The sequence below is a fragment of the Streptomyces sp. NPDC021225 genome, assembly GCF_044332865.1.
Lineage (GTDB): Bacteria > Actinomycetota > Actinomycetes > Streptomycetales > Streptomycetaceae > Streptomyces.
Window position 1 is genome coordinate 122,655 of the sequence record NZ_JBIRPV010000018.1, and the last position, 12,226, is coordinate 134,880.

Genomic DNA, 12,226 nt, shown 5'->3' on the forward strand with positions numbered 1-12,226 from the left:
CGTGAACCACACCGTCCTCCAGTCGCTCCTCGTGGCCCTGATCGCCCTCCCTCTGCTCGGCTCGGCGGCCGCGCTGCTCCCCGCCCCGCCCGGGCTGCGCGGGCGCGGTCCCGACCAGGCCGTGCTCCGGCACGGCGTCACGGTCACCGGGGTCGTCCTGGCCGTCGCCATCGCGCTCGCCGCGGGCTTCGACCACGACCGCCCGGCCGCCATGCAGGCGCAGACCGACGTCAGCTGGATCCCGGCGCTGGACATCCGGATCCACCTCGGCGTGGACGGCGTCTCGCTGCCCCTCCTCGTGCTGACCGCGCTGCTGACCTTCCTGTGCGCCCTCTACGGCTACTTCAACATGCCCGCCGGGCCCTCCCCGAAGGCGTTCGTCGCGCTGCTGCTGCTCCTGGAGGCCGGCAGCCTGGCCACCTTCGCCGTCCTCGACCTGATGCTGTTCTTCCTGGCGTTCGAGACGGTGCTCATCCCGATGTACTTCCTCATCAACCGGTGGGGCGGCGCGGGGCGCGAGCGCGCCGCCTGGAGGTTCATCCTCTACACGCTGCTCGGCTCCGTGATCATGCTGCTCGGCCTCCTCCTGGTCGGGCTCAAGGGCGGCACCTTCGACATGGTGGCCCTCGCCTCCGGCAATGGCGCGAAGCTCAGCCACACCACCCAGCTGATCGCGGTCCTGGCCATCGGCGTCGGCCTCGCCGTCAAGGCCCCCATGTGGCCCCTGCACAGCTGGCTCCCGGACGCCCACACCGCCGCGCCCACCGTCGGCTCGGTCCTCCTCGCGGGCGTGCTGCTCAAGATGGGCACCTACGGGCTGGTGCGCATCGTGCTGCCCATCGCGCCCGAGGGCGCCCACACCTTCGCGCCCTATCTCGCCGCCTTCGCCGCCGTCGGCATCATCTACGGGTCCCTCGCCTGTCTGGCCCTGGCCCGCACCGGGGCCAAGGGCGACCTCAAGAGGCTGATCGCGTACTCCTCCGTCGGCCATATGGGCTTCGTCCTGCTGGGCATCGCCACGCTCACCCCCACCGGGGTCAACGGCGCGCTGTTCGCCAACATCGCGCACGGCCTGATCACGGGCCTGCTCTTCTTCCTCGTGGGCGCACTCAAGGACCGCTTCGGCACCACCGATCTCGACCAGCTCTCCGGCACCGGGGGCGCCGCCCTGTACGGCAGGGCGCCGCGCCTGGGCGGCCTGCTCGCCTTCGCCGCGGTCGCCTCCCTCGGGCTGCCGGGGCTCGCCGGGTTCTGGGGCGAGATGCTCGCCATGTTCGGCGCGTTCGACCCCGCCGACGGGCTGAGCCGCCCCGCCTTCCTCACCTTCATGGCGCTCGCGGGCCTGGGCACCCTGCTGACCGCCGCGTATCTGCTCGTCGTCGTGCGCCGCGTCTGCATGGGCGAGCACCCGGAGACGGAGATGGGCGGGACGCTCACCGGGGCGCCCGCGCACGGGACCGCCGGCGGTCCCTCCGAGACCGCCGCGGGGGCCGCCGAAGCGCCCCCTGGACCGTCCCGCCCCGCCCTGGCCGACGTACGCGGCTACGAGTTCGCCGCCTGGACCCCACTGGTCGTCCTCACCGTCCTCGGCGGACTGTGGCCCGCGGCCATCCTCGGCCTCACCGACCCGGCCGTGCAGCAGCTCCTCGGGGGAGGCCACTGATGACCGCGCTCGCCGGGGGCACCGTCCAGTCCGTCGACTGGCTCGCGATCGCCCCGCCCACCATCGCCGCCGCGGCCGCCCTGGCCGTCCTGGTCGCCGACCTTTTCCTGGCCGAACGGAATAAACCCCTCCTGGGCTGGCTCGCGACGGGCGGCCTGGCCCTGGCCGCGCTGTTCCTGCTGCCGCTCCGCGACGGGGACCGCCGCACCTTCTGCCTGACCTCCGATCCAAACGTATGCAGCTACGCGGCCGACGATTTCGCCGTCGTCATCCAGTTCCTGGTGCTCGGCGGGGCCCTGCTGACGGCGCTGCTGTCGATGAGCGAGGTCCACGAGCGCCGGTCCCCGTCGGAGGTGTCGGAGGGCCTGTCCGGAGGCCGCGAGGGACACAGCAAACTTCCCGCCGGTGAATTCTGGTTCCTGCTGCTGTCCTCCGCCTCGGGCGCGGCCCTCCTGCCCGCCTCCCGCGACCTGGCCACCCTCGTCGTCGCCCTGGAGGTCGCCTCCCTGCCCGCCTTCGCGCTCGTGGGGCTGCGCCGCGGCGACCGCCTCTCCTCCGAGGCCGCCCTGAAGTTCTTCCTCTCCTCGGTCACCGCGACCGCCGTCATGCTGATGGGCGTCAGCTTTGTCTACGCCGCCACCGGCAGCCTCCACCTGTCCCGGATCGCCGGCGCCCTCGGCCACACCGACCCGCGGCTGGCCACCCTCGCCCAGGCCGGTGTCGTGCTCACTCTGGTGGGCTTCGCCTTCAAGACCGCCGCGGTGCCGTTCCACTTCTGGGTCCCCGAGACCTACGTCGGGGCCCCGCTCCCGGTGGCCGCGTACCTCTCCGTCATCGGCAAGGCGGTCGGCTTCTCCGGTCTCATCCTGGTGACGGTCCTCGCCTTCCCCGCGTACGCCGATGTGTGGGGCCCGGCCCTCGCGCTGCTGGCCGCGCTCACCATGACCGTCGGCAACGTCGCCGCGCTGCGCCAGCGCCCCGACCGCCCGCACAGCGCCGTACGCCTGCTGGCCTGGTCCTCCGTCGCCCAGGCTGGCTATCTGCTGGTCCCCATCGCGGCGGCCGGATACGCCGACACCTCGCGCGGCGCGTCCCGCGCCATCGGCTCCACGGTCGCCTACGCCCTCATGTACGCCGCGGTGAACCTCGGCGCCTTCGCCGTCGCCGCCCTGGTGACGCGCACCCACCCCACCGGCCGTCTGGCCGACTACCGCGGCCTCTACGCCGCCCGCCCCCTGGCCGCCCTCGCGCTCGGCTTCTTCCTGCTCTGCCTGGCGGGGCTGCCGCCCGGCGTCATCGGCCTGTTCGCGAAGGTCACCGTCTTCTCGGCGGCCGTCGACGCGGGGCTGGGCTGGCTCGCCGTCGTCATGGCCGTCAATGTGGTGATCGCGCTCTACTACTACCTCCAGTGGACGGCCGCCCTCTTCCGCGCCCCCGCGACCGCCGCCGGGGCCGCGGCCCCGGAGCCGACGGCCCCCGCCGCCCGCGCGGTCCCCGCCTCCCTCACCGTGGTCATCGGCCTCGCCGCCGTGCTCGGCGTCGCGCTGTCCGGGGCCCCGCAGCTCGTCCTGCGCTTCGCCTCCGGCGCCCTGCTCTGACCCCACCCTGAGCCCCCGCCCGAGCCCCCGCCCCGAGACCTCACCCGGACGGCCCAACTGCCCGCCGCGTGTGCACGAGGGAACCAGCGACCTTCATATGGCGTTGACCAATGCGGAAGGGTCCACTGGAAGGTGGAGACACCGCGAAAACCGCGAAAAAAGGGTTCCCTTGCGGCATCTTTTGGAGGGCACACCGTGCATCGTCGGCACAACGGGCTCAAGACCGCCGTACTTCTCGGAGGACTGTCCGCCCTCATCATCGTCGTCGGCAGCCTCTTCGGCCGCACGGGCCTGATCATCGCGGTCCTGGTCGCGCTGGGCACCAACGCGTACGCGTACTGGAACAGCGACAAGCTCGCCCTGCGCGCCATGCGCGCGCGGCCCGTGAGCGAGTTCGAGGCCCCCCAGCTCTACCGCATGGTCCGCGAGCTCTCCACCGCCGTGCGCCAGCCCATGCCGCGCCTCTACATCTCCCCGACCGAGGCCCCCAACGCCTTCGCGACCGGCCGCAACCCGCGCAACGCGGCCGTCTGCTGCACCGAAGGCATCCTGCGCCTGCTGGACGAGCGCGAGCTGCGCGCCGTCCTCGGCCATGAGCTCAGCCACGTCTACAACCGCGACATCCTCATCTCGTCCGTCGCGGGCGCGCTCGCCAGCGTCGTGATGTTCCTGGTCAACTTCGCCTGGCTGATCCCGATCGGCCGGTCCGACGACGACGAGGGCCCCGGCTTCCTCGGCATGCTGCTGATCATGATCCTCGGCCCGCTCGCGGCCACCATCATCCAGCTGGCCGTCAGCCGCTCCCGCGAGTACGAGGCCGACGCATCCGGCGCCCAGATCACCGGCGACCCCCTGGCGCTCGCGGGCGCCCTCCGCAAGCTCGAAGCGGGCACCCAGCAGCTCCCGCTGCCGCCCGAGCCCAGACTGGAGACCGCGAGCCACATGATGATCGCCAACCCTTTCCGCGCCGGTGAGGGCATGGCCAAGCTCTTCTCCACCCACCCGCCCATGGCGGAGCGCATCGCCCGCCTCGAGGAGATGGCAGGTCGCCGCCCGTGAAGACCATCCTCAATCTGATCTGGCTCGTACTCTCCGGCTTCTGGCTCGCCTGCGCCTACGTCATCGCCGGGCTGATCCTCTTCATCACCATCATCGGCATCCCCTTCGCCTTCGCCTCCTGGCGCATCGCGGGGTTCGCCCTGTGGCCCTTCGGCCGCACCGCCGTCCCCCGCCGCGACGCCGGCGCGCCCTCGTGCATCGGCAATGTGCTGTGGCTGGTCCTCGCGGGCTGGTGGCTGGCGCTCGGCCATGTCATCACCGGCGTCATCCTGTGCGTCACGATCATCGGCATCCCGCTCGGCCTGGCCAACTTCAAGCTGATCCCGATCTCCCTGACCCCCCTGGGCCACGAGATCGTCTCCACGGACCGCCCCTTCACGGCCGCCCGCTGGTAGACCGCGCCCCACTCGTCACCCAGGAAGACACCGAGGGCGGGCGGCCCGAACACAGGCTGCCCGCCCCACTGTCACCGGTAGTTGACGAACTGCACCGCGAAGTCCAGGTCCTTGCCCTTGAGCAGCGCGATGACGGCCTGAAGGTCGTCCCGGCTCTTGGACGACACCCGCAGCTCGTCGCCCTGTACCTGCGCCTTGACGCCCTTCGGGCCCTCGTCACGGATGATCTTGGCGACCTTCTTGGCGTTCTCCTGGGAGATCCCCTCCTCCAGCGAGGCGAAGATCTTGTACTCCTTGCCGGAGGCCTGCGGCTCGCCCGCGTCCAGCGCCTTCAGTGAGATCCCGCGCTTGATCAGCTTGGACTGGAAGACATCGAGGATCGCCTTCACCCGCTCCTCGGAGTTGGCACGCATCTCGATCCGCTCGCCCGACCACTCGATCGAGGCGCCGACGTTCTTGAAGTCGTAGCGCTGGGAGATCTCGCGGCTCGCCTGGTTGAGAGCGTTGTCGACCTCCTGCCGCTCGACCTTCGAGACGATGTCGAAACTGGAGTCGGCCATCTTGAGTTGGCTCCTCGTACATAGATCTGTCAGGGGCACGGCCCGCCGGACCGCACGGGCCAGCCTAGCCATCTCAGCCATGATCGAGACGGGATCAACCCGGTGGCGGAGCACCCCCTGTCATCGGGTATTGTTTACGTCGTCGCCAGGGGGTTCCCGACAGTGGGAACGGAGCCCCTGGTCACATCCCAGGCGGTGTGCCCGAGTGGCCAATGGGAGCGGACTGTAAATCCGTCGGCTTAGCCTACCCAGGTTCGAATCCTGGCGCCGCCACGCCAAAGAAACGGCCCCTGAGCTGCGAAAACGCAGCCAGGGGCCGTTGGTGTTCGGCAAGGACATACGCTGAGATGGTCCGGCCTCCCGAGGACGGTGAGCGCCCTATGGCCAAGCACGAGCGGATCGCCGAGAGGCATGGCACGGTGGCCTTCGCCCACGAGCCGCGTCGGCGGGTGGAGCGGAACAACGACCGGCATCAGTGGGAGAAGGGCCGGGTGCGCCGGTCCCGGGCCGAGCGCCTGAAGACGGGCGTAACGGAGCGCGACACCGGCCTGGCGGTCACCGACCTCTCCTTCCGCGCCGAGTACCGCGCGGCGAAGGCCGACGAGGATCACGCGGCGGCGTTCGGTGTGCCGGTGGGTACCCGGCTGCTGGAGCGGAGGTACCGCGCCAACTGCCGTGAGGAGGGCTCGCCCTTCGCGCTGGTGCGCTCGTATCTCGTCCACGATGTGGTCGCGGCCAACCCGGAGCTGCTCGACGACGCGAACGAACCGTGGCCCGGCGGCACACAGAACCAGCTCTACACGATCGGCGTGGAGCTGGACCGTGTGGAGGAGCGGATCACGGTCCGGCCGCCGACCGCCGAGGAAGCCGGGGAACTCGGCCTCAAGAAGGGCGTCCCGGTGATCGTCCTCCGGAAGATCTCCACCGACACCCAAGGCCGGGTCGTGGAGGTCTCCGACGTCATCCTGTCCGGAGACCGCACCGAGCTGGTCTTCACCACCCTCCTGAAGCGGTGGTGACCGAACGCCGGCACCATCACCGCCGCAGCTCGCCCGGACCGTCCTCCGCGCACGCCCCCAGCTTCTCCCGGAGCTCGGCCGCGGTCGAGAGGTCGATCTCGTCGGCGATCTTCAGGGCGAGTTGCCATACGGACCGGGCCGCGTCGGGCGCGCCGCGGGCGGCGTGGCTGTCGCCGAGGTGGCCGAGGACCTCGACCTCCCCGCACCGGTCGCCGAATTCACGCACGAGGTCCAGGGCCCGCTGGTAGCAGGTGACGGCCTCGGTGTGGCGGCCGAGGTGGTGGTGCGCGTAGCCCAGGCTGTCCCAGGCCCCGGCCTCGGCGTGGCGGTTGCCGGACTTCTGGTTGAGCTCGATGGCTTCGGTGCAGTAGTCGAGGGTGTGCTCGTATTCGCCGAGCATGGCGTGCAGCCAACCGGCGTTGTTGAGCGACTTGGCCCGTCCGGTGGGGTGGTCCGTCCGCCGGTAGATCGAGAGGGCCTGTTCGTTGTGGACGAGGGCCTCGCGCAGGCGGTCCTGCTCCACGAACACCCAGCTCAGTCCCCGGTGGGCATGTGCCTCACCGAGGGGTTCGCCCGAGTCGCGGTAGAGGTCGAGGGCGTGCTGGAAGTGGGTGTGGCCGTCGTCGAGGCGTCTTATCTGGGTGTGGACCGCGCCGAGGCCGCGATGGGCGCCGGCCTGCCAGGACGGGTCGCCGAGGCGCTGGGCGGCGAGCAGCGCGCTGTGCTGGGCGTCGGCCCAGTCGCGCCAGTGGCCGCGGTAGTCGAAGAACGGCTCGAGGGCCTGAGCGAGCAACCAGACGTGGGAGTCGAAGCCGAAGGCGCGGGCCAGGTCCAGCGCGCCGAGCAGAAACGGGTGCTCGGTGGTGAACCACGTCAGGGCGCTCTCCTCGTCGGTGAACTCCTGGAGGGTGACGCCCGGCCGGGGGTCGGGGAGGGGGATCCGGTCCCGGTGCGGGTCGAGGAGTCCGGCGGCGGCGCCGGCGGTGTGGACGCAGAAGTCCAGCAGGCGGAGCCGGGCGGACTGGCGGTGGGCGGTGGGCAGGGACTCGGCCTGTTCGGCGGCGTAGAGGCGGACGAGGTCGTGCATGCGGTGGCGCTGGGGGGAGTGCTGCTGGAGCAGATGCGCGGCCTGAAGGGTGCGCAGGTGTTCGCGGGCCCGGGGCGCGGGGAGGCCGGTGAGGCTCGCGACCGCGGGGACGCTGATGTCGGGCCCGGGGGCGAGGCCGAGCAGGCTCAGGGTCTCCGCCGCGTCGGATCCGAGGGCGCGGTACGAGGAGGAGAACACCGCCCGCAGATCGGCGGCCACATCACCGGTGTCCAGGGCGTCGAGCCTGGTGGCGGCCTCCTCGACCTCCTCGGCGAGGGCCGAGAGGGGGAGGTCCGGGTGGGCGGCGGCGCGGGCGGACAGGATGCTGACGGCCAGCGGAAGTCCTCCGCAGTGGTTCAGGAGCGTGTGGACGGCGGCGGGTTCGGCCGCCACACGATGGTCGCCGAGGTGGCGGGTGAGGAGCGTGCGCGCCTCGGCCTCGGAGAGTACGTCGAGGCCGAGGGCGCGGACCCCATGGGTGGCGGCGAGGCCGGTGAGGCGGTGGCGGCTGGTGATCAGCACGGTGCAGGTGGGGCTGCCGGGCAGCAGGGGCCGGACCTGGTCGCTGTCGCGGGCGTTGTCGAGCAGGACGAGCAGGCGTTTGCCCGCGACCAGGCTCCGGTACAGCCCGGCCTGCCCCTCCACATCCGACGGTATGGCCGCGGGGTCGGCCCCGAGGGCGTCGAGGAGGCCGCGTATCGCCGCCGCCACCGGAACGGGCTCGGCGGAGGGGTCGAAGCCCCGCAGATTGACGTAGAGCTGTCCGTCGGGGAAGTCCGGCAGACGGTGATGCGCCCACTGAAGGGCCAGCCAGGTCTTGCCGATGCCGCCCGGCCCGGTGATCGCGGCCATCATCAGGGGGCCGTCGTGTCCGGGCCCTCCGCCCAGGAAGCGGGCCAGCTGGTCCAGTTCATGGGCGCGGCCGGTGAACCTGGCCGGCGGAGCCGGGAGATGGGCGGGCACCGGGTGGCGTGCCGACCGGGCCGGCGCGGGGGCGGGGGTGGGGGCGGGCGAGGTGAGCTCCGGGTCCGAGGTGAGGATCCGCTGGTGCAGCAGCCGGAGTTGCGGCCCGGGGTCGACGCCCAGCTCCTCGGCCAGCCGGCGCCGGAGGCCTTCGTAGTGGGTCAGCGCCTCCGCGGCCCGGCCGCTGCGGTACAGCGCCAGCATGATGTGGCCGGCCAGGCGCTCGTTGAGCGGCTGCTCCTCGACGAGGGCGAACAGCTCGGTCAGCAGCTCCTGGTGGCGGCCGAGCAGGAGCTGGGCGTCGCCGCGGTCCAGCAGGGCGGCGAGCCGCTCCTGCTGTAACCCCTCACGCACGGAGCCGATCCACGGGGTGTCGCAGGACGCGCAGAAGTCCCCCTGCCAGGAGCCCAGCGCCTGATCGAAGAGCGGCGCGGCGACCGAGGGCTCGCCGGCCGCGCGAGCCTGCTCGACCAGGGCGCGGAAGCGGTGCAGGTCCACGGCTTCGGGGTCGACCAGCAGCGCGTATCCGCCCGAGCGCCGGGCGATCCGGCACTCCTCCCCGGCCTCGGCCAACGCCCCCCGCAGCCGCGACATATAGCTGTACAGCGTGGATTTCGCGCGCTGCGGGGCGTCGTCGCCCCAGATCCGGTGGACGATCTGCTCCACCGACACCGTGCGCCGGGCCTCCACCAACAGCACGGCCAGAACCGAGCGCTGCTGTGCATGGCCCAGATCCAAGGCCCTTCCGTCGAGGTACGCCCCGACGTCGCCGAGCACACGGAACTCAACCGGCATGGGCTCACTCCCCGTTGTCAGGCCTCCACCCTGCCAAAACCGGCTTCGAGCAGCCAGTTCAAGTTCAGGCCAAGGTTCCGCCAACAGCGCCGCGGCACGCTGCTGACCATGTCCTTCAGCGAGCTCCCCTGGCACAACGCCGCGTATCTGCACGAGAGGCCGCCGTCGCCGGCGGAGGGCGATCCGAGGCGCTGGAGAGACACGCTCGGCCCGGGCGGGGCCCTGGAGCCGGCCGTCCGCGCGCTCGGCCTCACCTACGACGGCTTCCTCAGCCGCCTCGGCCCGCAGTGCCGGCAGGACTGGCCGACGCCTACCCCGGAGTGGGTACGGGCCGCCGACCGCCGCGCGGCCCTGGGCGAGGCGGACCCGGCGGCGCAGGCGTATCCGCACCCGTATCCGTATCTGGTCCGCGACGACGAGATGGCGCTCCTGCGCCCGGCCGCCGCCCTGGTCCGCGGCAGCCAGCGCGAACTCCGCGCCCGGGTCGCCGAGAGCACCGCGGGGTCGCGGCTGACGGCCCTCCCCGACCTGCTGGCCCGGGCGTGGCCCGGCGAGGACATCGAGCGGATCATGGGGCGCACCATGGCGCTCGAACTCGGCACGGCCAGGCTCGAGGGGCCGCTGCGCGGGGACACGCCGCAGGAGCGGTACGCCGACTACGTCCGACTGCTCGGCGAACCCGCGACGCAGCGGGCGCTGTGGGCGGAGTACCCGGTGCTGCTGCGCCATATCGGGGACCTGCTGACGGGCTGGGTGGACTCGCGCGCCGAGCTCGCGGAGCGGCTGGTGGCCGATCTGGGCGAGCTGGACACATGGTGCGACGGCGGGCTCGGCGAGGTCACCGACGTACGCTTCGGGACGGGCGACACCCACCGGCGCGGCCGGAGCGCGGCCGTCGTCTCCTTCACCGGCGCCACCGTCGTCCACCGGCCGTGGCCGCCCGACGCCGATCAGGGCTGGGACGAGGTCCTGGACTGGTTCCACCGGCAGGCCCCGCCACGCGACCTGATCGCCCGGGCCACCCTGGCCCGCGACGGCTACGGCTGGTCCCGGTTCGTTGAGGCCCTGCCGTGCCGGACACCCGAGGAGGTACGCGCCTTCTCCTGGCGCACCGGGGCGCTGCTCGCCCTGCACCACGCCCTGTGCGGGGTGGATGTGCACCACGAGAACCTCATCGCCCACGGCGCGTACCCGTTGGTGGCCGACATGGCGGCGCCGTTCCGCCGCGCCCTGCCCGCCTCCGCCGCCCGGACGTCGCCCACCCCGGCCGACCTGGAGGCGGGCTTCGCATGGACGTACCGGGCGATCGCGGCGGACCGGGCGGGCTGGACCGCTCTGCTGGACCGGTTCGCCGACGTCGAGCTGCGCCACATCCCGCGCGCCACCGCGTACTACTCCGCCCTGCTGGAGGACAGCCGGCACCCCGACGTCCTCCGCGACGCGCTCGACCGCGACCGGCTCCTCGCCCGGCTGGCGCTCGGCGCGGACGGCAGCCGGCCCTGGGAGCGGCTGGTGCCCTCGGAACTGCGCGACCTGCGCCGCGGAGACCTGCCCTGCTTCGCGTCGACGCCCGGCTCGCGGGACCTCGTGGACGGCGACGGCCTACGGATCCCCGACTGCCTGGAGGAGGCCCCCATCGAGGTGGCCCGCCGACGGCTCGCCGGGTTGGGCGAGGAGGACCTGGCCGCCCGGACGACGCTGATCAAGCGGGCCTTCGCAGACTGACGACCTTCGCCCTAAGGCGCGGTCGGCTGTTGCTGCTGCTGTTGTTGCGGGTCCGGCTGGGGCGGCGGCTGCTGCTGCGGCTGGGACTGGTTCGGGTCCGGCTGCTGCTGCTGGTTCGGGTCGGACGGCGGGGGCGGGGGCGGGGGCGGCGGCGGGTTCTGCTGGTTCTGGTCCGGTGAGGGCTGCTGGGACTGGTCGGACGGGGGCGGCGGGGGCGGGGGAGGGTTGGGCTGGGTCTGGTCAGGCGTGGGCTGCTGGGTGTCCTGGGGCTGCTGGGTGTCCTGCGGCTGTTGGGACGGGGGCTGCTCGGGTGTCGGCTGATCGGACTGATCCGTGGGGTCCTGCGCGGGCTGCTCCGCGGACGGGGGATCGGACGACGGGGGCGAGGCATCCGCCGCGGGCGGGTCGGTCGCGTCCGCCGAGGAGTCGGATTTGGGTGGGGCGGCCGACTCGGAGGCGGAATGGGATTTCTTGGGTGTGTTCGACTTGGGTGGGGAATTGGCGCTCGACGCATAGAAGACCGCGAAAACGATCAGGGCGGCCGCCGCGAAGGCGGTACCGACGATCATTGCGATGCGACGCGAGGTGAAACGCCATGAGTGCATACTCATATCTCTCCATCCTTCCGTCGCTTCCACTGTGCGTCCGCCACGGTCCGCGCACCTCCCCCGGGGGCGGGGGAATATCCCCCTACCTTTGGGGGGCTGCCGCGGCGAATTCGCCCGGTCGGAGAACGCGGCGGCGGCCTGTAATACGCGATTTATCGTCGAGCGCGCCGCGATAACCCGTATTCCTGCCGCTGAATTCGGGTGGCTCAGAGGCGCCGGGAGGCGGTCTGTCGCGCGGCCCGCGGGGACGGGACCATCGGGGGATGTCGACCTTGAAGCCGCGTGCGCGGCTCGCCGCCGTCGGAGTGGCCTTCGCCCTCGCCGCGGCCACCCCCGTCGCCGCGTACGCCGCGCTCGACGACGAGCCCGCGTCCGCCACGTCCGCGTCCGCCGCCTCCGCCGTGAGCCGGGGCAAGCCCTATGTCGAGACCCGGCTGTTCTTCGGGACGCAGCGGCCCGACGGCGGCCCGCCCGTGACCGACAAGCAGTTCATGGCCTTCGTCGACGAGGAGGTCACGCCGAGCTTTCCGTCCGGGCTGACGATCCAGGACGGCCGGGGGCAGTGGCGGGACCAGAACGGCACGATCGAGCGGGAGCGCTCGTACGAGCTGATCCTGCTGTACCCGGTGTCCGAGGCGCGGGCGCAGGACCCGCAGATCGAGCGGATCCGGGACGCCTACGAGCAGCGTTACGCGCAGGAGTCCGTGGCCCGCGCGGACGACACCACCCGGGTGGACTTCTAGGGAGGTGTCCG

10 protein-coding genes and 1 tRNA gene are annotated in these 12,226 nt (G+C 72.2%); 8 read left to right on the forward strand and 3 right to left on the reverse strand.

Annotation, left to right across the window (positions count from 1 at the left end):
* Position 1 precedes the first annotated feature (1 nt).
* The 4 genes from ACH4S9_RS43515 to ACH4S9_RS43530 all read left to right on the forward strand — a co-directional run bounded on the left by ACH4S9_RS43515 (position 2) and on the right by ACH4S9_RS43530 (position 4,715).
* Positions 2-1,663: an NADH-quinone oxidoreductase subunit M gene (locus ACH4S9_RS43515; RefSeq protein ID WP_361187562.1), complete on the forward strand. Its 1,662-nt coding sequence runs from the start codon at positions 2-4 to the stop codon at positions 1,661-1,663.
* Positions 1,663-3,261 carry an NADH-quinone oxidoreductase subunit N gene (locus tag ACH4S9_RS43520; RefSeq protein ID WP_311726614.1) on the forward strand — a complete coding sequence of 533 codons (1,599 nt, stop codon included), beginning with the start codon at positions 1,663-1,665 and terminating at the stop codon, positions 3,259-3,261. Before ACH4S9_RS43515 ends, ACH4S9_RS43520 begins: the two co-directional genes overlap by 1 nt.
* Positions 3,262-3,456: 195 nt before the next feature.
* Complete coding sequence (htpX, locus tag ACH4S9_RS43525; protein ID WP_311726615.1) at positions 3,457-4,320, forward strand: zinc metalloprotease HtpX; 864 nt, start codon at positions 3,457-3,459, stop codon at positions 4,318-4,320.
* A complete protein-coding gene (locus ACH4S9_RS43530; RefSeq protein WP_311726616.1) occupies positions 4,317-4,715 on the forward strand; it encodes a YccF domain-containing protein in 399 nt (132 codons plus the stop codon). The genes htpX and ACH4S9_RS43530 overlap by 4 nt, the downstream gene beginning before the upstream one ends.
* A 71-nt stretch (positions 4,716-4,786) precedes the next feature.
* Here ACH4S9_RS43530 and ACH4S9_RS43535 read toward each other — a convergent pair whose 3' ends face one another.
* Positions 4,787-5,275, reverse strand: a complete 489-nt coding sequence (locus tag ACH4S9_RS43535) for a YajQ family cyclic di-GMP-binding protein (RefSeq protein WP_311726617.1) — start codon at positions 5,273-5,275, stop codon at positions 4,787-4,789.
* Positions 5,276-5,466: 191 nt separating this feature from the next.
* Between ACH4S9_RS43535 and ACH4S9_RS43540 the strand changes: the two genes are divergently transcribed.
* Together ACH4S9_RS43540 and ACH4S9_RS43545 are read left to right on the forward strand one after the other, a co-directional pair.
* A tRNA-Tyr gene (locus ACH4S9_RS43540) sits at positions 5,467-5,548 on the forward strand.
* Between the two features lie 107 nt (positions 5,549-5,655).
* Positions 5,656-6,294, forward strand: coding sequence for a UTRA domain-containing protein (locus ACH4S9_RS43545; protein ID WP_398377125.1), 639 nt, complete (start codon positions 5,656-5,658; stop codon positions 6,292-6,294).
* A 16-nt stretch (positions 6,295-6,310) separates the two neighbouring features.
* Here ACH4S9_RS43545 and ACH4S9_RS43550 read toward each other — a convergent pair whose 3' ends face one another.
* Positions 6,311-9,139: an AfsR/SARP family transcriptional regulator gene (locus ACH4S9_RS43550; RefSeq protein ID WP_398377126.1), complete on the reverse strand. Its 2,829-nt coding sequence runs from the start codon at positions 9,137-9,139 to the stop codon at positions 6,311-6,313.
* 108 nt (positions 9,140-9,247) lie between these two features.
* On the opposite strand from ACH4S9_RS43550, the gene ACH4S9_RS43555 reads away from it, so the two are divergent.
* On the forward strand, positions 9,248-10,864 hold the full coding sequence (locus ACH4S9_RS43555) for a DUF4135 domain-containing protein (RefSeq protein WP_398377128.1): 1,617 nt from the start codon (positions 9,248-9,250) through the stop codon (positions 10,862-10,864).
* An 11-nt stretch (positions 10,865-10,875) separates the two neighbouring features.
* Here the strand turns inward: ACH4S9_RS43555 and ACH4S9_RS43560 are convergent, their stop codons facing one another.
* Positions 10,876-11,475 carry a hypothetical protein gene (locus tag ACH4S9_RS43560; protein ID WP_398377129.1) on the reverse strand — a complete coding sequence of 200 codons (600 nt, stop codon included), beginning with the start codon at positions 11,473-11,475 and terminating at the stop codon, positions 10,876-10,878.
* A gap of 260 nt (positions 11,476-11,735) precedes the next feature.
* Here ACH4S9_RS43560 and ACH4S9_RS43565 point away from each other — a divergent pair, with 260 nt between their 5' ends.
* Positions 11,736-12,215: a DUF3574 domain-containing protein gene (locus ACH4S9_RS43565; protein ID WP_311726622.1), complete on the forward strand. Its 480-nt coding sequence runs from the start codon at positions 11,736-11,738 to the stop codon at positions 12,213-12,215.
* The last annotated feature ends 11 nt before the right edge of the window (positions 12,216-12,226 follow it).

Bases quoted from the DNA above. Each gene is read 5' to 3' on its own strand.
- ACH4S9_RS43520 (WP_311726614.1), top strand. From the start codon at position 1,663: ATGACCGCGCTCGCCGGGGGCACCGTCCAGTCCGTCGACTGGCTCGCG.
- ACH4S9_RS43535 (WP_311726617.1), bottom strand. From the start codon at position 5,275: ATGGCCGACTCCAGTTTCGACATCGTCTCGAAGGTCGAGCGGCAGGAG.
- ACH4S9_RS43545 (WP_398377125.1), top strand. From the start codon at position 5,656: ATGGCCAAGCACGAGCGGATCGCCGAGAGGCATGGCACGGTGGCCTTC.
- ACH4S9_RS43550 (WP_398377126.1), bottom strand. From the start codon at position 9,139: ATGCCGGTTGAGTTCCGTGTGCTCGGCGACGTCGGGGCGTACCTCGAC.
- ACH4S9_RS43555 (WP_398377128.1), top strand. From the start codon at position 9,248: ATGTCCTTCAGCGAGCTCCCCTGGCACAACGCCGCGTATCTGCACGAG.
- ACH4S9_RS43560 (WP_398377129.1), bottom strand. From the start codon at position 11,475: ATGAGTATGCACTCATGGCGTTTCACCTCGCGTCGCATCGCAATGATC.
- ACH4S9_RS43565 (WP_311726622.1), top strand. From the start codon at position 11,736: ATGTCGACCTTGAAGCCGCGTGCGCGGCTCGCCGCCGTCGGAGTGGCC.